Below are 24,713 nucleotides of genomic sequence, written 5' to 3'. Positions count from 1 at the left end.
TAGAGCAGGGGCGCGCGTGCGTGTCGCCTTCTTCGCGGGGCAAGCCCGCTCCCACAGGATTATCGCTGCACTTGAGTTGGCGCAACTCCTGTGGGCGCCGGCTTGCCGGCGATGAGCACCTGCCAGGCAATAAAAAACCCCGGCACTGGGCCGGGGTTTTCATGCATCACGCTAACGCGATCACTCCTGGTTGGCCAGTTTGTGCTCGAGGTAGTGGATGTTGACGCCGCCTTTGCAGAAACCTTCATCACGCACCAGGTCGCGGTGCAGCGGGATGTTGGTCTTGATGCCGTCGACGACGATCTCGTCCAGGGCATTGCGCATGCGCGCCATGGCTTCGTCGCGGTCCTTGCCGTAGGTGATCAGCTTGCCGATCAGCGAGTCGTAGTTCGGCGGAACCGAGTAGCCGCTGTACAGGTGCGAATCGACGCGCACGCCGTTGCCGCCTGGGGCGTGGAAGTGCTTCACCTTGCCGGGGCTCGGGATGAACTTCTTCGGGTCTTCGGCGTTGATACGGCATTCCAGCGAGTGGCCACGGATGACCACGTCTTCCTGGCGGATCGACAGCTTGTTGCCAGCGGCGATGCTGAGCATCTCCTTGACGATGTCGATACCGGTGACCATTTCCGACACCGGGTGCTCAACCTGCACGCGGGTGTTCATCTCGATGAAGTAGAAACGGCCGTTCTCGTACAGGAACTCGAAGGTACCGGCACCGCGGTAGCCGATCTCGACGCAGGCATCGACGCAACGCTTGAAGACTTCCTGGCGGGCCTTCTCATCGATGCCCGGGGCCGGTGCTTCTTCCAGTACCTTCTGGTGGCGGCGCTGCAGCGAGCAGTCGCGGTCGCCCAGGTGGATGGCGTTGCCCTGGCCGTCGGACAGCACCTGAACTTCCACGTGGCGTGGGTTGGTCAGGAACTTCTCCAGGTAGACCATCGGGTTGCCGAAGGCAGCACCGGCTTCGGTACGGGTGAGCTTGGCCGAGGCGATCAGGTCCTCTTCCTTGTGCACCACGCGCATGCCGCGACCACCACCGCCACCGGCGGCCTTGATGATCACCGGGTAGCCGACGTCACGGGCGATCGCCAGGGCGACCTCCTCGTCTTCGGGCAGCGGGCCATCGGAGCCTGGTACGGTCGGTACGCCGGTCTTGATCATCGCGTCCTTGGCCGAAACCTTGTCGCCCATCAGGCGAATGGTGTCGGCTTTCGGGCCGATGAAGGCGAAACCGGATTTCTCCACCTGCTCGGCGAAGTCGGCGTTTTCCGCCAGGAAGCCGTAGCCCGGGTGAATGGCGGTGGCGCCTGTCACTTCAGCCGCGGCGATGATCGCCGGGATGTGCAGGTACGAATCTTTGGACGAAGCAGGACCAATGCAGACCGACTCGTCTGCCAGGCCCAGGTGCATCAGTTCGCGGTCGGCCGTGGAGTGCACGGCGACGGTCTTGATGCCCAGCTCTTTGCAGGCACGCAGGATCCGCAGGGCAATTTCCCCGCGGTTGGCGATCAGGACTTTTTCCAGCTTCCCAGACATCGTTGGCTCTCCGCGAATCAAACGATGGTGAACAGCGGCTGGTCGAACTCAACCGGCTGACCGTCTTCCACCAGGATGGCGTCGATGACACCGCCGACATCGGCTTCGATGTGGTTCATCATCTTCATCGCTTCGACGATGCACAAGGTGTCGCCTTTCTTCACGCTCTGGCCAACTTCAGCGAAGTTCGGCGAGGTCGGCGAAGGCTTGCGGTAGAAGGTGCCGACCATTGGCGAGCGGACCACGGTGCCTTTGAGGGCTGGGGCGGCAGCGGCAGCTTCGGCAACCGGGGCAGCAGCGGCAGCAGGCGCTGCGACAGGGGCGGCAGCCATCGGGGCTGGTGCGTAGAACTGCTGGGCAGCTGGGGTCTTGCTGTGACGGCTGATACGGACCGACTCTTCGCCTTCCTTGATCTCCAGTTCGTCGATGCCAGACTCTTCCAGCAGCTCGATCAGTTTCTTGACTTTACGGATATCCATTAATCATCAACTCCCAAAGGTTCGGTCAGGGGGCGTAATTTAAAAACGTATCTGAGACGTTTCTCTCGAACCCCGGCCCACGTGGGCCAAGGTCGCAATCATCAGGGCTGTGCGTTGGCAGCCAGTTGTTCCAGCGCGGACTCCAGGGCCAGGCGATAACCGCTGGCGCCCAGGCCGCAGATCACCCCTACGGCGACATCGGAAAAGTAGGAGTGGTGACGGAACGGTTCGCGTTTGTGCACGTTGGACAGGTGCACTTCGATGAATGGGATGCTCACCGCAAGCAATGCGTCACGTAATGCGACGCTTGTGTGGGTGAAAGCAGCCGGATTGATCAGGATGAAGTCCACACCCTCGTTGCGTGCGGCATGAATACGGTCGATCAGTTCGTACTCGGCATTGCTCTGCAGGTACTGCAGATGGTGACCAGCGGCGCGGGCTCGCTGCTCCAGGTCCTGGTTGATCTGGGCCAGGGTCATGGCGCCGTAGTGGCCAGGTTCCCGGGTACCGAGCAAGTTCAGGTTGGGGCCGTGAAGCACCAGTAGGGTTGCCATCTGCGGATTCCTTGGATTTGTAGGGCAATTCGACACAGCGCGGCGAGTGTGCCGTAAAGCGACGGCAAGTGTCCAGTTCCCGGCAATAGCCAGCACGATGTCCGAGGTTCGCGCGAAGTATGTGACCAAATAATTAAATCTGGTCACTCATGCGCAGAAAGTTGCCGGCTCGCGGGAAGTTATAGACCGAGTTTGCCGCGCACGCGCGCAAGAACGTCGGCGAAATCGACGGCGTTTATCTCGCCAATCACCCGATCAGTGGTCATTTCGCTACCGTTCGCGGCAAAGAACAGCAGCGCCGGTGGGCCGAACAACTGGTAGCGGTCGAGCAGGGTGCGCTGCTCGGCGTTGCTCTGGGTGATGTCGAAACGCAGCAGTTTGAAGACGCCCAACTGGGCTTGCACCGGGGGCGCGTTGAGCACTTCGTGCTCGATCACCTTGCAGCTGATGCACCAGTCGGCGTACCAGTCCAGCAGCACCGGCTGGCCGCTGGCCTTGGCTTGCGCCAGGGCGGCGTCCAGGGCTGCGGGCGTGGTGATGGTTTGCCAGGCGCTTTGCTGGGCTGGGCCACTGCTGGCAGTGGCAACGCTGGGCGGCGGCAGCGGGCGCAGCGGGTCGCCCTGGCCGCTCAGTGCGCCATACCAGCAGGCCAGGGCGTACACCAGCAAGGCCAGGCCAAGCAGTTGGGCCAGGCGTTGGCGTGGCGTCTTGATCACGAACTCCAGGGCGCCGAGGAACAGCGCCACGCCGGCGGCCAGCAAGCCGACCAGCAACGAGGTCGCAGGCCCCGGCAGCACGCGGCTGAGCAGGCCGATGGCCAGGCCCAGCAGCAATACGCCGATGGCGTTTTTCACCGTGTTCAGCCAGGGGCCGCTCTTCGGCAGCCAGGCCGCGCCGCCCGTGGCCACCAACAGCAGCGGCGCGCCCATGCCCAGGCCCAGGGCGAACAGCTTGAGCGCACCGCCCAGGGCATCGCCGCTGGCACTGATATAAAGCAGGGCGCCGGCCAGCGGCGCCGAGACGCACGGCGACACCAGCAGGCTCGACAGCACGCCAAGCACCGCAGCCCCGAGCAGTGAGCCGCCCTTGGTGCGGTTGGCCACGCTGTCCAGGCGGTTGCTCAGGGCTTGCGGCAGTTTCAGCTCGAACAGGCCGAACATGGCCAGGGCGAACAGCACGAAGAACAGCGCGAACGGCACCAGCACCCAGGCCGATTGCAGCCGTGCCTGCAGGTTCAGGCTCGCGCCGAACAGGCCCATCAATGCGCCCAGTACGGCGAAGCTGGCCGCCATCGGCAGGATGTACGCCAGCGACAGCGCAAGGCCACGCGGGCCGCCGACCTGGCCGCGCAGCACCACGCCGGAGAGGATCGGCAGCATGGGCAGCACGCAGGGCGTGAAGGTCAGGCCGACCCCGGCGAGGAAGAACAGCAGCAGCGATTTCCAGCTCCAGGCCTGTTCACCGCTGGCCGGCACTGCGCCACCTTCGCCATCGATGCTCAGCCGTTCGGTCTCGGGTGGGTAGCACAAGCCCTTGTCGGCACAGCCCTGGTAGCCCACCAGCAAGGTGAAGGCGCGGGCGTCGGTGCGCGGCAGTTCGATGTCGAGCACGCCGTGGTAGACCTCCACGTCGCCGAAGAACTCGTCGTGCTTGGCTTCGCCCTTGGGAATGTTCGGCGTGCCCAGGGCGATGTCCGCAGGCTCGGTGCGGAACTGGAAACGATGGCGGTAGAGGTAATAGCCGTCGGTGGCGACGAAGCGCAGCTTGATGCTGTGCGCGTCGGCCTGGACCAGGTCGAGCTTGAAGGCCTCGTGCACCGGCAGGAAGTCGGCACCGCTGGACAGCGAGGCGGCGCCGAGGGTGGCGCTGGGGCGGTTGTCGAGCAGGCCCGTGGCGAAGGCAGGGGCGGCCAGCAGCAGGAACAGCAGGAAAAACAGGCGGCGCATGACGGACTCGCGAGGTGGAACGTGCCGGGCATGATAGCGGAGTTGCCGGGGGTTGGCAGGGGGGTGTCTTGGGGCGCGACGCATGGTCGCTGGTTGTGTTGCGCCAGTACTGGCCCTATCGCCGGCAAGCCGGCTCCCACAGGTACCCCACAGCATTTGAGATCTGTGGAGTCCTTGTGGGAGCCGGCTTGCCGGCGATAGGGCCGCAACGCTCAGACCCTGAACGCCCGAACAGCGCGGTTCAACTCGCCCCCCAGGCTCAACAGCTGCTCGCCTTGCTCACGCCCTTCGCCAATGCGCTGCAGGTTATCCTCGCCCAGCTCATGAATGCGCTCGCTGTGGTCGCGTATCTCGCTCACCGCGCCGCTCTGCTGCGCCGTGACATCGGCAATGCGCACCGCCGTATCGGCAATGGTGCGGATCGCGCTGACGATTTCATCCAGCGCACCATCGGCCGCCTGGGCCTGGTTGGCGGTGGCCTCGGCGTGTTCGAGCTGCGCCCGCATGCCCGCCACCGACCCCCGCGCCGCCTGCTGCAGGCGGTCGATCAGCGCCTGGATCTCGCCCGTCGCCCCGGTGGTGCGTTGCGCCAGCGAGCGCACCTCGTCCGCGACCACGGCAAACCCCCGGCCCATCTCGCCGGCGCGGGCGGCTTCGATGGCGGCGTTCAAGGCCAGCAGGTTGGTCTGCTCGGCAATCGAACGGATCACCGTCAGCACTCCGCCGATGGTCGCCGATTCCTCGGCCAGTTGTTCGATCATGCGGGCATTGCCCTGCACCTCGTCGACCAGCGCGCGCAGGCCCGACAGGCTCTGGCCGATCACCGCCTGGCCCTGTTCCACGGCGCGGCCGGCGTCGCGGCTGGCATCGGCGGCGGAGCTGGCATCGCCGGCCACTTGCTGGATGGTCGCTTCCAGTTCGCCCAGGGCGTCGCGAATCTGCCCGGTGTCGCCGGCCTGGCGTTCGGCGCCGTCGTGCAGGGCGGCGCTCATGCCGGCCAGGGCATGGCTGCTGCCGGCGACCTGCTCGGCGTTGTGGCGGATGGTGCCGACCAGCTCCACCAGGTAGTGGCGCAGGCGGTTGAGCGACTCCTGGATGTCGTGCAGCTCGCGGTTGGTACGGCCCAGGTCGATGGCCTCGGCGAAGTCGCCTTCGGCCCAGCGTGACAGCGCCGGGGCCAGGCTGGTCAGGGTGCGCGCCAGGCGCCGCTGCAAGGTATCGACGAGCAGCGCGATCAGCAGGATCAAACCGATCATCAGCCCCTGCATCAGGCGCACTTCGCTGGCGATCTTGGCGTGCTGGCCGCGCACTTCCGGCTCCAGGCCGGCAATCGCCTGTTGCACGGCATCCAGGCGTTCATGGGTGCTGGCGGCCAGGGCGCTGCGCCGCTCGATCTGCTCGCGGGTGCGCTGCAGTTCGGCCGGGTAGCGGTTGAGCAGGCTCTGCAGGTCGCGCTTGAGGGCTACCGCGACATCTTCCTGCTCGGTACTGGTTTGGGTTTCCAGGCCCATCATGGCGGCGAAGTCGTCGGCACCGGATTCGGCGGCGCGGGTCACGCCCAGCAGCGGCAGGCCATCGATGACCTGGGCCTGGCTGCGGATCAGCTGCAGCTCGCGATCCACTTCATCGGCAAGCTCCGCGCGGCCGCTGCTGACCAGCTTGTCACGGGCCAGCGACAGGCGCCCCAGGTGCAGGCTGGCATCGAACAGCGGCAGCAGGTAGCGGCTGGCCTCGGCGCTGTTGCTGCCGCGGGCGTAGCTGGCCAGCTGTTCGAAGTTGGCGCCCAGCTCGCGCTCGGCCTGCAGCAGCAGGGCCTGGGGGTCGCCGGCGAGCTTGCCTGCAGCCAGCAGTTCGTTGGCGCTGAAGGTGTTCAGCGAGCCGAGGCTGGGCCGCAGTTGGCTGGCCAGTTCGTCCGGCAGTTCGGCCAGCGCCGCCTGCAACTGCTGGTTGGCCTCCATGGCCGCCGCGTGGCGCACGGCATCGCCGCTGCCCAGGTAAGCCTCGATATTGCGGGCGGTGTGGTTCTGGAACTGCTGCGACAAGCTCAGGTAGCGCTCCATCAATTGATAGGGGCGCTCCAGGGCACGCTGCGACCACCACAGGGTCGCGCCCAGGGCGATACACACGGTCACCAGCAACAGGGTGTTGAAATTGGTCAGCCACTTCAGGCGCATAGCCGCGAACTTCCTGCGGGGGAGTGGAGGTAGGTGCCTGAAGTTATTGCGGTTTTATGACGTGGTGATGACGACAGCGGCTTGGCGCCATAAAAAAGTGGCACAGTGCCGCTATCGCTGTGGAGGCTTTGCGGGCAGGCGGCAGGCCCGCTACGGCTCGACGCGCACCACGCAGTTGCGCCCCGCATGCTTGGCCCGGTACAGGGCTTCGTCGGCGGCACTGGCCATGGTCAGGGCATCGAGTTCTTCATCGAGCTGCACCACGCCGGCACTGAAGGTGCATTGCAGGTCGTGGGGCTGGGCGGGGTAGAGAATCTCGGCGAAGCGCCGGCGGATCTCGTCCAGCACTTTGTGCGCCGCTTCCAGCGCGGTGTTGGGCATGACGATGGCGAATTCCTCGCCGCCGTAGCGGCCGATGAAGTCGGTCTTGCGCAGGCGTTGCTTGAGAAACAGCGCCAGGCTCTTGATCACCCGGTCGCCCATGGGGTGGCCATGGCGGTCGTTGATCTTCTTGAAATGGTCGATGTCGAGCATGGCGAAGCTCAGCGGCTGGCTTTCGCGGCGGGCGCGGAAGCTGCAGTCTTCGAGCAGTTGCAGGATGTGCGTGTGGTTGTACAGCCCGGTGAGGCTGTCGCGCACCATCCGCGACTTCAGGTGCCGCGCGCGCGCTGCGCGGTTGCGCACGGTGGTGATCAGGTGGCGCGAGCGAATCGGCTTGGTCAGGAAGTCATCGCCGCCTTCGCTCATGGCATCGAGCTGTTTGTCCAGGTCGTCCTCGGCAGACAGGTAGATGATCGGCACGCTGACGTAGCGGTCGTTGTGGCGGATCACCTTGGCAAGCTCGGGGCCTGAGCAGGTGGGCATGTACAGGTCGAGGATGATCAGGTCGGGCTGGAAGTCGGCAAGCTCGGCCATGGCGCGGATCGGGTCGCTGAGGCTGCGCGTGGTCATGCCGGCGTAGCCCAGCACCCGTTCGGTATGCAGGGCCTGGGTGCGCGAATCGTCGATGATCAGCACGCGCAACGGGTCGGACTGGGCGGTGCTGGTCATGATCTCGAGTTTTTCCAGCAGGCCCGAGGCCTCCAGGGTGCCGGTGAGAAACGCCTGGCCGCCGGCGCGCACCGCCGCCAGGCGCGTGGGCGTATCGGTTTCGTGGAGGCTGAAGAACAGCAGCGGGATGGGCTTGTCCAGGTCTTGCTGCACCTGCGCGGCCAGGGCCAGGCCACGCTCGGGCCCGCCGAAGTCGACATCCATGACCATGGCCGCCGGCATCTGCTCGGCCAGGGCGGCCATCAGTGCCTCGGCATCGAACAGTGGCCGCGCGCTCAGGCCGAAGAACTCGAGCTGCTGCGCCAGGCGCTGGGCGGGCTCGGGGTCTTGCAACAACAGGTAGACCGGCTTGCGCGCAGGCGGCAGCGCCAGCTGGTCGAGTTGGTCACCTTTGCGCAGGCTGGTGCGCGAAAGGCGTTGCAGCAAGTGATCGAGCTCCTGCTCTAGGCGCTCGGGGCTCGGCTCCGCGGCGTGGGTCATGTCCTGGCTACTTATTGGAGGGATGTGCAGGTGCGATGATGGCTCTATGCTAGCACCAGTTTGCAAACGCGCGAGTGCGTTGGGTCAACAAAGCCTTGAAGCGCATTATTCAGTTCATGACTCATTGGTCGCTTATGCGTAAGGCAGTGTCTGCTTTATAGTGCAGCGACACGGGCTTGTCGTGGCACCCTGGCGCAAGCCTGTGGTCCAAGCCCTGAACCGTCGTGACTGATTAAGGACAAAGCCATGCTGGATTGGAAAAACCGTGAGGCCAAAGCCGAGCCCCGCGAGCGTGTCGACGGCCGCGGCGCTGCCGCCCGCAGCTACCTTGGGGGGCTCTGGAGCCGTGCCCTGGGGACGCTGATCGGCCTGTACCTGCTGGTCTGCATCGGCCTGGGCTGGTACTGGAGCGAAGAGCCGGACCTGTTCCCGGTGCAGCAGAACGCCCAGGCGGCGGCCGAGCGCAATGGCCAGCAGATGGTGATTGGCTACACCACCGTGGAAACCCTCAAGACCGTGGCCGGCACCCTGCTGAACAAGCCCGGTGGCTATATTTCCAACGACCGCTTCCCGCCAGGGCTGTGGATGGACAACATGCCGAGCTGGGAATACGGCGTGCTGGTGCAGGTGCGTGACCTGTCCCGTGCCTTGCGCAAGGACTTCGCCCGCTCGCAGTCGCAGTCCACCGAGGACGCCGACCTGGCCAAGGCCGAGCCGCGCTTCAACTTCGACAACAAGAGCTGGATCCTGCCTTCGAGCGAGTCTGAGTTCGAAGAGGGCATCAAGTCGCTGACGCGCTACCAGACTCGCCTGGCCGCAGGCGACAAGGGCGCGATCTTCTACACCCGCGCCGACAACCTGAACAACTGGCTGGGCGATGTCGCCACCCGCCTGGGTTCGCTGTCCCAGCGCCTGTCGGCCAGCGTTGGCCGGGTCAAGCTTAACAACACCCTGAAGACCGAATCGGTGGTCGCCGGCCAAGCGCCGCAGGTGGACGAGGAGCTGGTGGAAACCCCGTGGCTGCAGATCGACAACGTGTTCTACGAGGCCCGTGGCCAGGCGTGGGCGCTGTCGCACCTGCTGCGTGCCATCGAGGTGGACTTCGCCGACGTGCTGGCCAAGAAGAACGCCACGGTCAGCGTGCGCCAGATCATCCGTGAGCTGGAGGCCTCGCAAGAGCCGCTGTGGAGCCCGATGGTGCTCAACGGCAGTGGCTTCGGCATGTGGGCCAACCACTCGCTGGTCATGGCCAACTACATCTCCCGGGCCAACGCTGCGGTCATCGACCTGCGCCAGCTGCTGTCGCAGGGTTGAGCATGGCCATCAGCCCCAACGAGGCCGCCCACCGGGCGGCTTCCGACCGAGAACTGGTCGCCTGGGTGGACGAAACCGACCAGGTGCTGGGGGCGTTGCCCAGGGCCGAACTGCGCGAGCGTGGCCTGATCGGCCGCTGCACGTTCATTTTGCTGTTCAACAGCGCCGGCGAGCTGTGCGTGCACCGGCGTACCTTGAGCAAGGCACTCTACCCCGGCTACTGGGACGTGGCCGCAGGCGGCATGGTGGCGGCGGGCGAGGCCTACGCGGCCTCGGCCGCCCGCGAGCTGGCCGAAGAGCTGGGCATCGCCGGGGTGCCGCTGACGTTCCACGAGCGCTTCTATTTCGACCAGCCGGGCAACCACCTGTGGTGCGCGGTGTATTCGGCGGTGTCGGATGCGCCGCTGCGGTTGCAGCCCGAAGAGGTGATCGAGGCCAGGTTCGTGGCGATCGAGCAGGCGGAGGCGGAAAGCCTGGTCAAGCCCTATTGCCCCGACTCGCTGGCGGCATTGCAGCGCTACAAGGCCAGCCTTTGAGCGCTGCCTTGGCGGGCCGCTGTGATCGCCGGCAAGCCAGCGCCGGCAAAGGCCCCCAGGGTTTTTGCCCAAGGGTCGCAAATCATTCGCAAAATGGCGCATTCCAGTACTTAGCAACGGCGTGATTTATCGTTAAACTGCGCGCCCTTTTCGGGCTGCCGCAAGTCTTGCAGCAGTAGCGCCGCCCCTGCCAGAGTGGGGCTTCGCGGTCGGCTCCCGTCGACCAGTTTTTGTCCTCAGCACCGAGGAACAAAAGTGTCCAAGAAAGCTTCTTCCTTCGCCGCCCTTGGCGGTCTCGTGTACTCCACCGATGCCGGTCGGCACTGCCCCGACTGTGGCCAACCGGTGGACGCCTGCACCTGCAAGCAGCAGCTCATCCCCGAAGGCGATGGCATTGCCCGTGTGCGCCGTGAAAGCAAAGGCCGTGGCGGCAAGACCGTGACCACCGTCACCGGCGTGCCGCTGCCGCTCGACCAGCTCAAGGAGCTGGCCACCACCCTCAAGCGCCGTTGCGGTACCGGCGGCGCGCTGAAGGATGGGGTCATCGAAATCCAGGGCGACCATGTCGAGCTGCTGATTGGTGAGCTGACCAAACAAGGCTTCAAGGCAAAAAAATCAGGCGGCTGATGGCTGCCCGCGATTTTTTGCCCCGCGCTTTCTAAACTCGTTGCCGTGGCCAGGGTCTACCCCTGGGCACGGACGAATCGTCATTTTCAGCTTTTACACTGCGCCCGCCTCCTTGCGGGGCAGTGTCTTGGACTTTTCTATAGGGGACTTGAATGTCCGTACGACGCACACGCAAAGACGATGGTAGCCAATGGACCGTGGCCGACAGCCGCAGTGTTTATGGCATCCGCCATTGGGGCGCTGGTTATTTCGCCATCAATGAAGCCGGGCGCGTCGAAGTGCGCCCCAACGGCCCAGGCAGCGCGCCGATCGACCTGTACGAGCAGGTCGACGAGCTGCGCCAGAGCGGCCTGTCGCTGCCATTGCTGGTGCGCTTCCCCGATATCCTGCAGGACCGCGTGCGCCAGCTGACCGGCGCCTTCGATGCCAACATCGCGCGCCTTGAATACCAGAGCCAGTACACCGCGCTGTACCCGATCAAGGTCAACCAGCAAGAAGCGGTGGTGGAGAACATCATCGCCACGCAGAACGTCTCCATCGGCCTGGAAGCCGGCTCCAAGCCCGAGCTGCTGGCGGTGCTGGCGCTGGCGCCCAAGGGCGGCACCATCGTCTGCAACGGCTACAAGGACCGCGAGTTCATCCGCCTGGCGCTGATGGGCCAGAAGCTCGGCCACAACGTGTTCATCGTCATCGAGAAAGAGTCCGAAGTGGCCCTGGTGATCGAAGAATCTGCCGACCTCAAGGTCAAGCCGCAGGTCGGCCTGCGTGTGCGCCTGTCGTCGCTGGCGTCGAGCAAGTGGGCCGACACCGGGGGCGAGAAGTCCAAGTTCGGCCTCTCGGCCGCCCAGCTGATCTCGGTGGTGCAGCGCTTCCGCGATGCCGGCCTGGACCAGGGCATCCGCCTGCTGCACTTCCACATGGGCTCGCAGATCGCCAACCTGGCCGACTACCAGCACGGCTTCAAGGAAGCCATCCGCTACTACGGCGAGCTGCGTGCGCTGGGCCTGCCGGTCGACCATATCGACGTGGGCGGTGGCCTGGGCGTGGATTACGACGGCACCCACTCGCGCAACGCCAGCTCGATCAACTACGACATGGACGACTACGCCGGCGTGGTGGTGGGCATGCTCAAGGAGTTCTGCGACGCGCAGGGCCTGCCGCACCCGCACATCTTCTCCGAAAGCGGCCGTTCGCTGACCGCGCACCACGCCATGCTGGTGATCCAGGTGACCGACGTCGAAAGCCACAACGACGAAGTGCCGCTGATCGAGAACAAGCAAAGCCTGCCGGAAACCGTGCAGTGGCTGGTCGACCTGCTTGGCCCGACCGACATCGAGATGGTCACCGAAACCTACTGGCGCGCCACCCACTACATGGGCGACGTGGCTGCGCAGTACGCCGATGGCAAGCTCAGCCTGGCCGAAAAGGCCCTGGCCGAGCAGTGCTACTTCGCCGTCTGCCGTCGCCTGCACAACTCGCTGAAAGCCCGCCAGCGCTCGCACCGCCAGGTGCTGGACGAGCTCAACGACAAGCTGGCCGACAAGTACATCTGCAACTTCTCGGTGTTCCAGAGCCTGCCCGACACCTGGGCCATCGGCCAGGTGCTGCCGATCATCCCGCTGCACCGCCTGGATGAAGAGCCGATGCGCCGCGCCGTGCTGCAGGACCTGACCTGCGACTCCGACGGCAAGATCAACCAGTACGTCGACGAGCAGAGCATCGAGACCAGCATGCCGGTGCATGCGGTCAACGAAGGCGAGGACTACCTGCTGGGCGTGTTCCTGGTCGGCGCCTACCAGGAGATCCTCGGCGACATGCACAACCTGTTCGGTGACACCGATTCGGTGAACATCTACCAGAACGCCGATGGCAGCGTGTACCACGCCGGTATCGAGACCCACGACACCATCGAGGACATGCTGCGCTACGTGCACCTGTCGCCGGAGGAGTTGATGACCCACTACCGCGACAAGGTGGCCAGCGCCAAGATCAGCGCCCGCGAGCGCACCCAGTTCCTCGACGCCTTGCGCCTGGGCCTGACCCGCTCCTCGTACCTCTCGTCGTAATCGCCGGGGCCGCTTTGCGGCCCATCGCCGGCAAGCCGGCTCCCACCCAGGCCTGTGGGAGCCGGCTTGCCGGCGAGCTTTTTACTCGGTCCACAACCCCTTGCGCTGCAACCGCCAGCCAACCCACCCCAAGGTCACCGCCCGCAACGCCATGAAGGCAAGAAACGCCAACCACAACCCATGGTTGCCGAACCCTCTCATGGCCCAGGCCAGCGGCAGTGCGACCAGCACCGACAGCAGCATTGCATTGCGCATCTCCCGCGCCCGCGTCGCGCCGATGAACAGCCCGTCGAGCAAGTAGCTCCACACTGCAATCAAGGGCAGCACCGCCAGGTAGGGCAGGTAGGGGTACGCCGCTGCCCGCACGCTGGCGATGTCGGTCTGCAGGTCGATGAACAGGTGCCCGCCCAGCAGGAACAACCCGGCAAACCCAAGGCTGGTGATCAACGACCAGCCACAGGCCACCACCAGTGATCGGCGCAGGGTGTCGCCATCGCGTGCACCAATGGCATGCCCGCACAGCGCTTCCACGGCATGCGCCAGGCCATCCAGGGCATAGGCAGTGAGCAGCAGGCCGTTGAGCAGCAGCGCGTTGGCCGCCACCGTGGCCTCGCCCAGGCGGGCGCCCTGCACGGTAATCAAGAGGAACACCAGCTGCAGCGCCAGGCTGCGCAGGAAGATATCGCGGTTGACTGCCAGCAACGGCCGCCAGGCCTGCCAGCGCTTGAGCGCGGCCCAGGCGACCTGCCCGGGGTAGGCGCGCAGGGCGGGGCGGGTCAGGGCCAGGCCGAGCAGTGCGGCGCTCCACTCGGCAATCACCGAGGCCCGCGCCGAGCCCAGCACGCCCCAGTCCAGGCCCAGCACGAACCACAGGTTGAGGGCGATGTTCAGCAGGTTGGTGGTCAGCAGGATCGCCAGTGGTGCGCGTGCATTCTGGGTGCCGAGGAACCAGCCCACCAGCGCATAGCTGGCCAGCGCCGCCGGTAGGCCGAGCAGGCGGGTGTGGAAGAAGGTTTCGGTCGACTGCTGCAGCTCGGCGCTCGGTTGCATGGCCTGCAGCGCCAACTGGCTCAAGGGCAGGGCGAAGAGGCCGATCAGCAGGGCCAGGCCCACCGCCAGCAGCAGCCCTTGCACCAGCACCTGGCGCAGCGCCGCGCCATCGGCACGCCCTGCGGCCTGGGCGGCGAAGCCCGTGGAGCCCATGCGCAGAAACCCCATCAAGCCGACCATGAAGGTAAACAGCGTGCCGCCCACGGCGACCGCACCGAGCTGATGGGCGTGGGGCAAGTGGCCGATGACCGTGCTGTCCACCAGCGCGACCATGGGCACGGAAATATTCGACAGGATCATCGGCGCGGCCAGGGCCCACACCTTGCGGTGGGTGAGAGAGTGACGCCAGTCGGCGGTCAGAGAGGCCATGCGAAGTCCTGGGTGTGCGGAGGCGGACGCTATTCTACCTAGCGTTGCGCTATAGTTGCTGCCCTCACGTACCCGCTGCCAAAGAGTTCCCACTCCATGTTCAACAAAGGATTGTTGCTGGCCTGCGCGCTGGCCTTGCTCAGTGCCTGTGACTCCTCGACGCCGGGCAAGCCCGCACCTGCCGAAAAACCCCAGGCGGCCGCGCCGGCCGAAGCCCCCGCTGCCCGGCGCGAAGACCCGGCCGTGCTCGCCAAGCGCTACGAAGGCCGCGAACTGAGCGTGCTGGATGCCTCGGAAGTGCAACTGGACGGCGCCAGCAGCCTGTCGGTGAGCTTCTCCGTGCCGCTGGACGCCAAGCAGGATTTGGCCAGCAAAGTGCACCTGGTCGACACCGTGAAGGGCAAGGTCGACGGCGCCTGGGAGCTCTCCGACAACCAGATGGAGCTGCGCCTGCGTCATCTGGAGCCACAGCGCAAGCTGGTGCTCACCGTCGACAAGGGCCTGCTGGCGGTCAATGGCCAGACGCTGGCCGCCGAATCGGTGACCCGCCTGGAGACCCGCGACATGCAGCCCACGGTCGGCTTCGCCAGCCGCGGCTCGCTGCTGCCCACGCGCCTGGCCGAAGGCCTGCCGGTGATCGCCCTGAACGTCGACAAGGTCGATGTCGAGTTCTTCCGGGTCAAGCCGGACAGGCTGTCGGAGTTCCTGGTGGGCTGGGGCCGCAACAGCAGCCTGTACTACTACCAGTCCAAGGAAACCCTGGACATGGCCGAGCTGGTGTACAGCGGCCGCTTCGACCTCAACCCGGCGCGCAACACCCGCGAGACCGTGCTGCTGCCCATCGCCGGCATCAAGCCGCTGCAGGCGCCGGGTGTGTACCTGGCGGTGATGCGCGCCTCGGGCACCTACGATTACTCGCAGCCCGCGACCCTGTTCACCCTCAGCGACATCGGCGTGTCCGCCCACCGCTACCGCGACCGCCTGGACGTGTTCGCCCAGGCTCTGGAAGGCGGCAAGGCACTGAGCGGCGTCAACCTTGAACTGCACGACGACAAGGGCAAGCTGCTGGCCCAGGCCAGCACCGATGGTGCGGGCCACGCGCAACTGCCGATCACTGCCAAGGCCGACACCCTGATCGCCACCCAGGGCGTGCACACCACGCTGCTGCGCCTGAACACCGCGGCCCTGGACCTGGCCGAATTCGACATCACCGGCCCCCAGGCCAACCCGCTGCAGTTCTTCATCTTCGGCCCGCGTGACCTGTACCGCCCCGGTGAAACCGTGCTGCTCAACGGCCTGCTGCGCGATCAGGACGGCAAGCCGGTCAAGGCCCAGCCGGTCAGCGTGGAAGTGCGCCGCCCCGACGAACAAGTCAGCCGCAAGTTCGTCTGGGAGGCCGATGGCAACGGCCTGTACCAGTACCAGTTGCAACTGGCGACAGAAGCCCCGACCGGCCGCTGGCAGCTGTTGCTCGACCTCGGTGGTGGGCGCAAGCAGGTGTACGAATTCCTCGTCGAAGACTTCCTGCCCGAGCGCCTGGCGCTGGAGCTCAAGGGCAGCAGCACGCCGCTTGCGCCGGAAGATGACGCGCGCATCCAGGTCAATGGCCGCTACCTGTATGGCGCCCCGGCCGCGGGCAATCGCCTGAGTGGCCAGGCCTACCTGCGCCCACTGCGCGAAGCGGTGCCGGCGCTGCCCGGCTACCAGTTCGGCTCGGTCACCGAGGCTGACCTCAACCAGGACCTGGAGCTCGATGAAGTCACCCTCGACCAGGCCGGCAAGGCCGTGGTCGATATCGAAAGCCGTTGGGCCGAGGCCCGTTCGCCGCTGCAACTGACGGTGCAGGCCAGCTTGCAGGAGTCCGGCGGCCGCCCGATTACCCGTCGCCTGGAGCAACCGATCTGGCCTGCCGAGCGCCTGCCCGGGCTGCGCGGCCTGTTCGAGGGCGAGGAAACCGACAGCGACGGCCCGGTGCAATTTGAATTCCTGGTGGCCGACCGTGACGGCCACAAGCTCGCTGCCGAAGGGCTCAAGGTGCGGCTGATCCGCGAGCGCCGCGACTACTACTGGAACTACTCGCAAAGCGACGGCTGGAGCTACGCCTACAACGAGAAATTCCTCACCCAGGATGAACAGACCCTCGACGTCGAGGCGGGCTCCACCGCCAAGCTCAACTTCCAGGTGGAGTGGGGGCCGTACCGCGTCGAGGTGGAAGACCCGCAGACCGGCCTGGTTTCCAGCGAACGCTTCTGGGCCGGCTACCGCGCCCAGGACAACGCCGAAGGCGGTGCGGTGCGCCCCGACCAGGTGAAACTGGCGCTGGACCAGCCGGCCTATGCCGACGGCGCCACGGCCAAGGTGACCGTGACCCCGCCCGCCGCCGGTAGCGGCTACCTGATGGTGGAGTCCAGCGATGGCCCACTGTGGTGGCAGGAAATCGAGGTGCCGGCCGAAGGCAAGACCTTCGAGGTACAGCTCGACAAGAACTGGGCGCGCCACGACCTGTACCTCAGCGCCCTGGTGATTCGCCCGGGCGAGCGCAAGGCCAACGCCACGCCAAAACGCGCGGTCGGCGTCCTCCACCTGCCGCTGGCCCGCGCCGAGCGCAAGCTGGCGCTGAGCCTGCAGGCGCCCGAGAAGATGCGGCCCAAGCAACCCCTGACGGTGCGCTTCAAGGCTGCCAATGCCGACGGCAGCATTCCCAAGCAGGTGCATGTGCTGTTGTCCGCGGTCGACGTGGGCATCCTCAACATCACCGACTTCAAGACCCCCGACCCATTCGCCAGCCTGTTCGGCCGCAAGGCCTACGGCGCCGACCAGCTGGACATCTACGGCCAGCTCATCGAAGCCGGCCAGGGCCGCCTGGCCAGCCTGGCGTTCGGCGGCGACGCGGCGATGGCCAAGGGCGGCAAGCGCCCGAACACCACGGTGACCATCGTCGCCCAGCAGAGCCTGCCAGTGACCCTGGACGACAAGGGCGAAGGCCAGGCGACGGTGGATATCCCCGACTTCAATGGCGAACTGCGGCTGATGGCCCAGGCCTGGACCGAGGAACACTTCGGCATGGCCGAAGGCAAGACCGTGGTGGCCGCGCCGCTGATTGCCGAACTTTCGGCGCCGCGCTTCCTCGCCGGTGGCGACCAGACCCGGCTGGCGCTGGACCTGGCCAACCTCTCCGGCCAGGCCCAGCAGCTGACGGTGCAGGTCAGCACCGAAGGGCCGTTGAGCCTGACGGCGAGCGCCCAGCAAAGCGTCACTCTGGCCGAGGGCCAGCGCAGCACACTGATGATTCCGGTGCAGGCCCAGGGCGGCCTGGGGCAAGGCAAGGTGCAGGTGCAGGTCAATGGCCTGCAGTTGCCGGGTGAGCCGGCCACGGCCTTCACCCGCGAATGGACCCTGGGCATCCGCCCGGCCTACCCGGCGATGCTCAAGCACTACCGGGTAGCGCTCAAGGACCAGCCGTGGACCTTACCGGACGCCGACCTGGCGGCCTTCGAGCCTGCTGGCCTGGAAGCCAGCCTGGCGCTGTCGAGCCGCCCGCCGCTGAACCTGGCCGAGCAGATCCGCGCCCTCGAAGCCTACCCCTACGGTTGCCTCGAGCAGACCACCAGCGGCCTCTACCCGTCGCTCTACGCCGATGCCGAAAGCCTCAAGCGCCTGGGCATCAAGGGCGAGCCGGCAGACGTGCGCAAGCGCAAGATCGAGATGGGCATCGAGCACCTGCTGGGCATGCAGCGCTACAACGGCAGCTTCGGCCTGTGGAGTGCCGACAGCGAGGAGGAGTACTGGCTGACCGCCTATGTCACCGACTTCCTCCTGCGCGCCCGCGACCAGGGCTATGGCGTGCCGGCCGATGCGCTGAAGAAGGCCAACGAGCGCCTGTTGCGCTACCTGCAGGAGCGCAACCTGATCGAGGTGGACTACAGCGAATACGCCGAGCACACCCGTTTTGCCGTGCAGGCCTACGCCGCACTGGTGCTGGCGCGCAACCAGCAGGCGCCGCTGGGCGCCCTGCGCAGCCTGTTCGAACGGCGTGCCGATGCGCGCTCGGGCCTGCCGCTGGTGCAACTGGCCGTGGCGCTGGACAAGATGGGCGACAAGCCGCGCGCGCAGCAAGCGCTGCAAGCCGGCCTTGGCATCAGCCGCAGCAAGGGCTGGATGGCCGACTACGGCAGCAGCCTGCGTGACCAGGCGCTGATCCTGGCGCTGCTGCAGGAGAGCAGCCTGGCCGCTGACCAGGTCGACCAGCGCCTGTTTGCCCTGTCCGATGAGTTGGCGGCCAACCGCTGGCTGTCGACCCAGGAGCGCAATGCCCTGTACCTGGCAGGCCGTGGCCTGCTGGGCAAGCCGGAAGGCCAGTGGCGCGCGCGCCTGGACAGTGCCGGTGAGGTGCGTGAGTTCAGCAACGACGACGCGGGCATGAAGCTCGAAGGCCCGCTGCTGGCATCGCCCTTGAGCGTGCAGAACGAAGGCAGCGTCACGCTCTACCAGCAGCTCACGCTCTCCGGCTACCCGCGCCAGGCACCTGCGGCAGGCGGCAATGGCATGGAGATTCGCCGCGAATACCTGGGCATGAATGGCCAGCCGCTGGACCTGCACAACCTGCGCAGTGGCGACCTGGTGCTGGTGCACCTGGCATTGAAAGCCCAGGAGCGTGTGCCGGATGCATTGGTGGTGGACCTGTTGCCGGCGGGCCTGGAGCTGGAAAACCAGAACCTGGCGCAGAGCGCCGCGAGCCTGGACAACGCCAGCAGTGCGGTGAAAGAGTGGCGGGAGTCGATGCAGAACGCCAGCGTGGTGCATCAGGAGTACCGCGATGACCGCTACGTGGCGGCGCTCAAGCTCGATGGCTATGGCACCACCCACCTGCTGTACCTGGCGCGGGCGGTGACCCCGGGCACCTACCGCGTGCCGCCGGCGCAGGTGGAGTCGATGTACCGGCCGAACCTGCAGGCGGTGGGCGAAGGGCAGGGCGAGATGACGGTCAAGGCGCGGTAGTGCTGGCCCCATCGCCGGCAAGCCGGCTCCCACAGGCCCGTGGGAGCCGGCTTGCCGGCGATGGGTTAAAGGTCAGTGAATCACCCAGCTCATCACCCACAACCCCAGCACCAGCCAGATGATCCCGAGAATGATCGAGGCGCGCATGAAGGCGCGGATTGCCGAGTACAGCAGCATCAGGCCAACGATCAGGGCGAGGATGCTGACCAGCGAAGTGTCCATGCCCAGCGTGCGTGCCAGGCCATCGATGAAGTTGCCACCGGCATTGGCCAGCAGGTTGAACAGGCCGCTCAGCGCATCGACGACAAAGCGGATCAACGCCCCCAGCGCCTGGCCAAGCCACTCGAAAAAACCTTCTACATGCATAGTTGCTTCCTGATGAACGATTCGGCGAGTTGCCGCTTTCAAGCCTTTGGCCATTACCTGGCCAGGTCGGTTCCCCGATGCCTAGCTTAGCTCGACCGCGCACCCGTGCGGGCCGCTTGCTGCGCGCCAGTGCCATCGCCATCGCGCTGCTGTGCGGCCTGTTGTGGCTGGCCGACCGCCTGTGGCCGCTGCCCATGCCGGCAGACGACCTGGCGCGGGTGGTGCTGGCCGAGGACGGCACGCCGTTGTGGCGCTTTGCCGATGCCGACGGGGTATGGCGCTATCCAGTCAGTCCGGAGCAGGTGTCGCCCTACTACCTGCAGGCGCTGCTCACCTACGAGGACCGCTGGTTCTACCACCACCCGGGGGTCAACCCGCTGGCGCTGGTGCGGGCGGCGTGGCTGAACCTGCGCGGCGGGCGCGTGGTGTCGGGCGGCAGCACGCTGTCGATGCAGGTGGCACGCCTGCTCGACCCGCACGACCGCACCCTGGCCGGGAAACTGCGGCAACTGTGGCGCACGGCGCAGCTGGAATGGCACCTGTCCAAGCGCGAGATCCTGCAGCTCTACCTCAACCGCGCGCCGTTCGGCGGCACCTTGCAGGGCGTGGCAGCGGCCAGTTGGGCGTACCTTGGCAAGTCGCCGCAGCACCTCACCGCCGCCGAAGCGGCGCTGCTGGCGGTGCTGCCCCAGGCGCCGAGCCGCTTGCGCCCGGACCGCCACCCGGCGCGTGCCCAGCGCGCGCGGGACAAGGTGCTGCAGCGCCTGGCCGAGTACCAGGTCTGGCCCGCCCAGCAGATCAGCGAAGCCCGCGAAGAGCCGCTGTTGCTGGCGCCACGTCAGGAGCCTGCGCTGGCGCCGCTGCTGGCACGACGCCTGAACACCCCCGGCAGCCCGCCGCTGATCCGCACCACCCTGGACGCCTCCCTGCAACGGCGCCTGGAAGACCTGCTGCTGGGCTGGCGTGCGCGCCTGCCGGAACGCACCTCGGCGGCGATCCTGGTGGTGGATGCGCAAAGCATGGCGACGCGCGCCTACCTGGGCTCGATCGACCTCGCCGACGAGCGCCGTTTCGGCCATGTCGACATGGTTCGCTCGCTGCGCTCACCGGGTTCGACCCTCAAGCCGTTTCTCTACGGCATGGCCCTGGACGACGGCCTGATCCATTCCGAGTCGCTGCTGCAGGATGTGCCGCGCCGCTACGGCGACTACCGCCCCGGCAACTTCTCCATGGGCTTCAGTGGCCCGGTATCGGCCAGCTCGGCGCTGGCGCTGTCGCTCAACCTGCCGGCGGTGCAGTTGCTCGAAGCCTATGGGCCCAAGCGCTTCGCCGCGCAATTGCGCATGGCTGGCATGCCCTTGGCGCTGCCGCCGCTGGCCGAGCCCAACCTGTCGCTGATTCTCGGCGGCGCCGGCAGCCGCCTGGAAGAGCTGGTCGGCGGCTATGCCGCGCTGGCCCGCGCCGGCAACAGTGCCCAGGTGCGCCTGCAGCCCCAGGACCCGCTGCTGGAGCGGCGTCTGTTGTCGCCCGGGGCGGCGTGGATCATCCGGCGCATCCTCAGCGGCCAGGCGCGGCCAGACCGCGACCCGCATGCCGAGCTGGTGCAGCGCCCGCAGCTGGCCTGGAAGACCGGCACCAGCTACGGCTTTCGCGATGCCTGGTCGATTGGCGTCGGCCCGCGCTACCTGATCGGCGTGTGGATCGGCCGGCCCGATGGCACCCCGGTGCCTGGGCAGTTCGGCCTGGCGTCGGCGGCGCCGTTGATGCTGCAGGTGCATGACTTGCTGAGCAACCGCGACAGCCAGCGTGGCATCAGCGTGCCGGCCGAGCGGGTGCCCGACAGCGTGGGCGTGGCCGCGATCTGCTGGCCGCTGGGGCAGCCGCTGGCGCGCCTGGACCCCAACTGCCGCCGCCAGCGCTTTGCCTGGACCCTCGACGGCACCACGCCACCGACCCTGCAGGCGGCCGACCAGCCGCTCGGGCTGGGCTTGCGCGAGCCGGTTTGGGTCAATGCCCAGGGGTTGCGGGTGGATGGCAGTTGCGCGGGCGCCGTGCAGCGCGACATTGCCCTGTGGCCGGCGCCGCTGGAACCCTGGTTGCCGCGTGCCGAGCAGCGGGCGGCGCGGCTGCCGGCGATCGACCCGAGCTGCCCGCCACAGGTGCCGGCCAGTGCGCCGCCGCTGTCGATCGTTGGCGTGCGCCCCGGCGACAACCTGCGCCGCCCGGCCAGCAGCAGCGAGCCGTTGCAGCTGCAGGTGTCGGCCCTTGGCGGCGGTGGGCGGCGCTGGTGGTTCCTCAATGGCCAGCCGTTGGGCGAGACCGAGGGGCAGGCCAGCCTGCAGGTGCGCTTCGAGCGGGTGGGGCAGCATGAACTCAGTGCCCTGGACGAAACCGGCGCCACCGCGCGGGTCGCCTTCCAGGTCAACGAGTAGCGCGCAGGACGGCGTTCGAACTGCGAGCGCCGCGAACGATGCTGAGCCTGGGCGTCAGTGGGTGGTGAAGCGCAGGTGTACCGGCGAAGAGCTGGGGGTCAGCGCCAGCGCCAGCTGGGTGCGGTTGTGCATGTGGGTCAGGCGCAGCACCTGCGAAACGTACAGCTTGACGGTGTTCTCGGTGATGCCCAGTTCGCAGGCGATCTGGTAGTTGGTCTTGCCCTTGCTCACCAGGCGCGCCACTTCCAGCTGGCGTGGCGAGAGTTTCTCGAACGCTGCGGGCAGGTCGCCTTCGGCTTCCTCGGCATCGGTGGAGCGCCGGTGCACGCCCTGGCCGCGGGCTTTCTCGAGGTCCTGGTAAAGCTCATCGATCGAGCCCGCCAGGTCCTGCAGGCGCTGGTTGAGGTTGCCCAGGTCGCGGAAGTTGGCCTTGCGCTCGAGCAGTATCTGCTCCTGGCGGCGCAAGCCTTCGAGCAGCTCGTCGAGGTCCATGGGCTTTTGGTAATAGTCCGCAAAGCCCTCGCGCAGGGCGCGAATCACGTCCTGCTTGTCGGCACGGCCGGTGAGCATGATCGCCTCGAACATGCGCTGGCGCCCGGCAACCTCCTTCAGCGCCCGGACCAGCTCGATACCATCGCGATCGGGCATGTGCAGGTCGCACAGCACCAGGCCGATGGCTTCGTCGGCCACATAGCGTTCGATGGCCTGGTCGGTGGAGAAGGCGGCCACGCAGGGGTGGCCATGGCTTTCGAGGAACTCGCACAACTGCTCGACGATCATTTCCTGGTCGTCGACTACCAGGACTTTCACCTCACTGACTGACTTGTTCACGATCAACTCCCTGTTCTTATACGGCCCAGCTCCCGGACCAGACGCTCTGGCAGCTTAAAAGTAGACGCTGCTGGCGATTCTGTACAAGGCATGTACAAGGTATCGGACCGCAGGAACGATTATTGGATCCACACGGCGGTCAGCAGAAAGCCGGTCAGCACATAGGGGACGAAGGCCTGTTTGTCGCCCATTTGCTCGGTCAGGGTCTGCAAGCGCTTCTTTACCTTAGGGTTGAGCAGGGTCCACAGACGCCTGCGGGTGAGCAGCCACAACAGCACGCTGACACCGGCGCCGATGAAGGTGCCCAGCACGTATTGCGGGCTGGTGGCCAAGGCCAGGGCGCCCATCAGCTTGACGTCGTCGGCGCCGAAGCGCCCGAGCATGTAGCCGGGCAGGGTCAGCAGCATGACGATGGCCAGGGCCCAGCCGGCGTCGCTGGCGTCGGCGCCGATCCAGCTGTGGCCGGTGACGAACAGCCAGGCCAGGGCGCAGGCGGCAACGCCCAGGGTGAGGAAATTGGCGATCTGGCGTTCGCGAATATCTTGTTCAGTGCACAAGGCAAGCCACATCAGGAGAACAATGCTTTGCATTGGCAGTCCTTATTCGTTGAACACTGCTACCCGTTCAGTCAGGTTTCCTAAACAGGGTAGACGCGATCTGACGAACGGGCTATGTGCTGGCTATTTCTTGCTTCCAGGGGGGTAATGGCTGAGCACTTCGGCCACGGTCTTCTGGATCGCGCTGTTGCGCTCTTCGGGGCTTGGCGGGTAGTTGTTCATGATCTGCTCGGCGCTGCCGCGCCACACCAGCTTGCCGTCGTGGCCATCGAACAGGTCGACCTGGATGGTCGCCACCTTGTAGTCGACGCTGCGGGTCTCGTTGTACATCGGGCCGCCCCAGTAGCCGTTCCAGTAGCCACCCCAGCCGCCGCCGTAGTTGGTGGTGATCTGTTGCTGGCGCTGCTCGACGATCAGGTAGGCGCGTACCTTGAGGTCGGCCGGGCGGTTGCCCTGGGCCGGGCGCAGGCCGCGCTGGTCGAGCTGTTCATCCACGGCCTGGCGGATGCGCTGCTCGGTCAGGTCGCTCTTGATGCGTGGGTCATCCGGGCGGTATTGCAAGCCCGGTTCCTGCCATGCCCAGCTGCGGTAGGCGGCAAAATCGCGGCTGGCGTCGAAATCCTGCTGAACGTTGTTGCTCGAGCAGGCCGCAAGCAGCAGCGCGAACGACAGTAGAACGAGGCGGCGCAACATGATGGTTCTCCGTTAACTGTTAACTGGGAGGATAGCCGTTGAGCGCCTTGTGCACCGATTCGCGCAGGGCGCTTTCGCGATCGCGAGGCGAGCTCTGGTCACTGCCGCTTTCGGCACTCGCGCTCCACACCGGCTCGCCATTGCGGGCATCGAACAGGTCGATGCGCACCACCATCACCTCCACTTCGTAGGTGCGCACGATCGGCACGCTGGCATAGCCGCCGTAGCCATTGCGGTAGCCACCGACACCGACTCCGCCGTAGGGGTAGGGGCCGTAGTAGGGGTCGTAGTAGTCATAGTCGCGCACCTGGCGCAGGCGCCGCTCCAGGCGCATGTCGGCGCTTACCAGCAGGTCGCCGGCACTGCCCCGGGCCGGGCGCAGGCCGTGCTGGTCGAGGGCGCCGCTGACGGCGTCGGCCAGTTGCCCGGGGTCGGCATTGGCCGTGCCGGTAGGCAGCTGGCCGTTGCGCCAGCTCCAGCTGCGGTAATGCCCGTAGTCACGCGCCGGCGCCGGGTAGGCGCTGGCGTCGAAGGTGTTGGCCGCCTGGGCGGGGGCCGGTGGCAGCGGGCGGCTGCTGGCAACGTAGGGGTTGCTGGCCTGGCAGGCGGCCAGGGCCAACGGCAGCAGGGCCAGGCACAACGGACGGTACGGCAT

18 protein-coding genes are annotated in these 24,713 nt (G+C 66.5%); 6 read left to right on the top strand and 12 right to left on the bottom strand.

Annotation, left to right across the window (positions count from 1 at the left end):
* Nucleotides 1-180 precede the first annotated feature (180 nt).
* The 6 genes from accC to ACIPG5_RS03620 form a co-directional block, all read right to left on the bottom strand.
* Complete coding sequence (gene accC / locus ACIPG5_RS03645) at nucleotides 181-1,536, bottom strand: acetyl-CoA carboxylase biotin carboxylase subunit (protein WP_008093082.1); 1,356 nt, start codon at nucleotides 1,534-1,536, stop codon at nucleotides 181-183.
* 17 nt (nucleotides 1,537-1,553) lie between these two features.
* Complete coding sequence (accB, locus tag ACIPG5_RS03640) at nucleotides 1,554-2,015, bottom strand: acetyl-CoA carboxylase biotin carboxyl carrier protein (protein ID WP_176518062.1); 462 nt, start codon at nucleotides 2,013-2,015, stop codon at nucleotides 1,554-1,556.
* 101 nt (nucleotides 2,016-2,116) lie between these two features.
* Nucleotides 2,117-2,569 carry a type II 3-dehydroquinate dehydratase gene (gene aroQ, locus ACIPG5_RS03635; RefSeq protein WP_176518061.1) on the bottom strand — a complete coding sequence of 151 codons (453 nt, stop codon included), beginning with the start codon at nucleotides 2,567-2,569 and terminating at the stop codon, nucleotides 2,117-2,119.
* A gap of 179 nt (nucleotides 2,570-2,748) precedes the next feature.
* Nucleotides 2,749-4,515: a protein-disulfide reductase DsbD gene (locus ACIPG5_RS03630; RefSeq protein ID WP_401373389.1), complete on the bottom strand. Its 1,767-nt coding sequence runs from the start codon at nucleotides 4,513-4,515 to the stop codon at nucleotides 2,749-2,751.
* A gap of 212 nt (nucleotides 4,516-4,727) precedes the next feature.
* Nucleotides 4,728-6,473, bottom strand: a complete 1,746-nt coding sequence (locus tag ACIPG5_RS03625; RefSeq protein WP_373876250.1) for a methyl-accepting chemotaxis protein — start codon at nucleotides 6,471-6,473, stop codon at nucleotides 4,728-4,730.
* 366 nt (nucleotides 6,474-6,839) lie between these two features.
* The gene (locus ACIPG5_RS03620) at nucleotides 6,840-8,219 is read right to left on the bottom strand and encodes a diguanylate cyclase (RefSeq protein ID WP_401373387.1); all 1,380 of its coding nucleotides are present in this window, start codon (nucleotides 8,217-8,219) and stop codon (nucleotides 6,840-6,842) included.
* A 246-nt stretch (nucleotides 8,220-8,465) separates the two neighbouring features.
* Here ACIPG5_RS03620 and ACIPG5_RS03615 point away from each other — a divergent pair, with 246 nt between their 5' ends.
* From ACIPG5_RS03615 to speA, 4 genes are all read left to right on the top strand, one after another.
* Nucleotides 8,466-9,533, top strand: coding sequence for a DUF2333 family protein (locus tag ACIPG5_RS03615; protein WP_176517237.1), 1,068 nt, complete (start codon nucleotides 8,466-8,468; stop codon nucleotides 9,531-9,533).
* Between the two features lie 2 nt (nucleotides 9,534-9,535).
* A complete protein-coding gene (locus ACIPG5_RS03610) occupies nucleotides 9,536-10,069 on the top strand; it encodes an NUDIX hydrolase (protein ID WP_176517238.1) in 534 nt (177 codons plus the stop codon).
* Between the two features lie 255 nt (nucleotides 10,070-10,324).
* Nucleotides 10,325-10,696 (top strand): translation initiation factor Sui1, encoded by a 372-nt coding sequence (locus tag ACIPG5_RS03605; RefSeq protein WP_176517239.1) that lies wholly within the window; start codon nucleotides 10,325-10,327, stop codon nucleotides 10,694-10,696.
* A gap of 152 nt (nucleotides 10,697-10,848) precedes the next feature.
* Nucleotides 10,849-12,762 (top strand): arginine decarboxylase, encoded by a 1,914-nt coding sequence (speA, locus tag ACIPG5_RS03600; RefSeq protein ID WP_401373384.1) that lies wholly within the window; start codon nucleotides 10,849-10,851, stop codon nucleotides 12,760-12,762.
* 81 nt (nucleotides 12,763-12,843) lie between these two features.
* Here the strand turns inward: speA and ACIPG5_RS03595 are convergent, their stop codons facing one another.
* Complete coding sequence (locus ACIPG5_RS03595; protein WP_314617339.1) at nucleotides 12,844-14,181, bottom strand: MATE family efflux transporter; 1,338 nt, start codon at nucleotides 14,179-14,181, stop codon at nucleotides 12,844-12,846.
* Nucleotides 14,182-14,277: 96 nt separating this feature from the next.
* Between ACIPG5_RS03595 and ACIPG5_RS03590 the strand changes: the two genes are divergently transcribed.
* The gene (locus tag ACIPG5_RS03590; protein ID WP_401373382.1) at nucleotides 14,278-19,179 is read left to right on the top strand and encodes an alpha-2-macroglobulin family protein; all 4,902 of its coding nucleotides are present in this window, start codon (nucleotides 14,278-14,280) and stop codon (nucleotides 19,177-19,179) included.
* Nucleotides 19,180-19,251: 72 nt separating this feature from the next.
* On the opposite strand, the gene ACIPG5_RS03585 is transcribed toward ACIPG5_RS03590, so the two are convergent.
* Nucleotides 19,252-19,545, bottom strand: a complete 294-nt coding sequence (locus ACIPG5_RS03585) for a hypothetical protein (protein WP_176518066.1) — start codon at nucleotides 19,543-19,545, stop codon at nucleotides 19,252-19,254.
* A 77-nt stretch (nucleotides 19,546-19,622) separates the two neighbouring features.
* Here ACIPG5_RS03585 and pbpC point away from each other — a divergent pair, with 77 nt between their 5' ends.
* Entirely contained in the window at nucleotides 19,623-21,977 is a 2,355-nt protein-coding gene (gene pbpC, locus ACIPG5_RS03580) for a peptidoglycan glycosyltransferase PbpC (RefSeq protein WP_401373380.1), read from the top strand.
* A 54-nt stretch (nucleotides 21,978-22,031) separates the two neighbouring features.
* On the opposite strand, the gene ACIPG5_RS03575 is transcribed toward pbpC, so the two are convergent.
* The 4 genes from ACIPG5_RS03575 to ACIPG5_RS03560 all read right to left on the bottom strand — a co-directional run bounded on the left by ACIPG5_RS03575 (nucleotide 22,032) and on the right by ACIPG5_RS03560 (nucleotide 24,713).
* A complete protein-coding gene (locus tag ACIPG5_RS03575) occupies nucleotides 22,032-22,814 on the bottom strand; it encodes a response regulator transcription factor (protein ID WP_401373378.1) in 783 nt (260 codons plus the stop codon).
* Nucleotides 22,815-22,927: 113 nt separating this feature from the next.
* Entirely contained in the window at nucleotides 22,928-23,398 is a 471-nt protein-coding gene (locus ACIPG5_RS03570; RefSeq protein ID WP_176518069.1) for an A24 family peptidase, read from the bottom strand.
* A gap of 90 nt (nucleotides 23,399-23,488) precedes the next feature.
* Complete coding sequence (locus tag ACIPG5_RS03565; RefSeq protein ID WP_176518070.1) at nucleotides 23,489-24,058, bottom strand: DUF4136 domain-containing protein; 570 nt, start codon at nucleotides 24,056-24,058, stop codon at nucleotides 23,489-23,491.
* Between the two features lie 19 nt (nucleotides 24,059-24,077).
* Nucleotides 24,078-24,713, bottom strand: coding sequence for a DUF4136 domain-containing protein (locus tag ACIPG5_RS03560; RefSeq protein ID WP_401373376.1), 636 nt, complete (start codon nucleotides 24,711-24,713; stop codon nucleotides 24,078-24,080).

The sequence above is a fragment of the Pseudomonas sp. NPDC087029 genome (genome assembly GCF_044745345.1).
Lineage (GTDB): Bacteria > Pseudomonadota > Gammaproteobacteria > Pseudomonadales > Pseudomonadaceae > Aquipseudomonas > Aquipseudomonas faucium.
This window is presented reverse-complemented; position numbering and strand designations above follow the sequence as displayed.

What these genes read in the sequence shown, in the direction of transcription:
- ACIPG5_RS03560 (WP_401373376.1), bottom strand. Translation starts at nt 24,713, where the DNA reads ATGCCGTACCGTCCGTTGTGCCTGGCCCTGCTGCCGTTGGCCCTGGCC.
- ACIPG5_RS03630 (WP_401373389.1), bottom strand. Translation starts at nt 4,515, where the DNA reads ATGCGCCGCCTGTTTTTCCTGCTGTTCCTGCTGCTGGCCGCCCCTGCC.
- ACIPG5_RS03615 (WP_176517237.1), top strand. Translation starts at nt 8,466, where the DNA reads ATGCTGGATTGGAAAAACCGTGAGGCCAAAGCCGAGCCCCGCGAGCGT.
- accB (WP_176518062.1), bottom strand. Translation starts at nt 2,015, where the DNA reads ATGGATATCCGTAAAGTCAAGAAACTGATCGAGCTGCTGGAAGAGTCT.
- pbpC (WP_401373380.1), top strand. Translation starts at nt 19,623, where the DNA reads ATGCCTAGCTTAGCTCGACCGCGCACCCGTGCGGGCCGCTTGCTGCGC.
- ACIPG5_RS03590 (WP_401373382.1), top strand. Translation starts at nt 14,278, where the DNA reads ATGTTCAACAAAGGATTGTTGCTGGCCTGCGCGCTGGCCTTGCTCAGT.
- ACIPG5_RS03620 (WP_401373387.1), bottom strand. Translation starts at nt 8,219, where the DNA reads ATGACCCACGCCGCGGAGCCGAGCCCCGAGCGCCTAGAGCAGGAGCTC.
- ACIPG5_RS03585 (WP_176518066.1), bottom strand. Translation starts at nt 19,545, where the DNA reads ATGCATGTAGAAGGTTTTTTCGAGTGGCTTGGCCAGGCGCTGGGGGCG.
- ACIPG5_RS03595 (WP_314617339.1), bottom strand. Translation starts at nt 14,181, where the DNA reads ATGGCCTCTCTGACCGCCGACTGGCGTCACTCTCTCACCCACCGCAAG.
- speA (WP_401373384.1), top strand. Translation starts at nt 10,849, where the DNA reads ATGTCCGTACGACGCACACGCAAAGACGATGGTAGCCAATGGACCGTG.
- ACIPG5_RS03570 (WP_176518069.1), bottom strand. Translation starts at nt 23,398, where the DNA reads ATGCAAAGCATTGTTCTCCTGATGTGGCTTGCCTTGTGCACTGAACAA.
- accC (WP_008093082.1), bottom strand. Translation starts at nt 1,536, where the DNA reads ATGTCTGGGAAGCTGGAAAAAGTCCTGATCGCCAACCGCGGGGAAATT.
- ACIPG5_RS03565 (WP_176518070.1), bottom strand. Translation starts at nt 24,058, where the DNA reads ATGTTGCGCCGCCTCGTTCTACTGTCGTTCGCGCTGCTGCTTGCGGCC.
- ACIPG5_RS03610 (WP_176517238.1), top strand. Translation starts at nt 9,536, where the DNA reads ATGGCCATCAGCCCCAACGAGGCCGCCCACCGGGCGGCTTCCGACCGA.
- ACIPG5_RS03625 (WP_373876250.1), bottom strand. Translation starts at nt 6,473, where the DNA reads ATGGAGGCCAACCAGCAGTTGCAGGCGGCGCTGGCCGAACTGCCGGAC.
- aroQ (WP_176518061.1), bottom strand. Translation starts at nt 2,569, where the DNA reads ATGGCAACCCTACTGGTGCTTCACGGCCCCAACCTGAACTTGCTCGGT.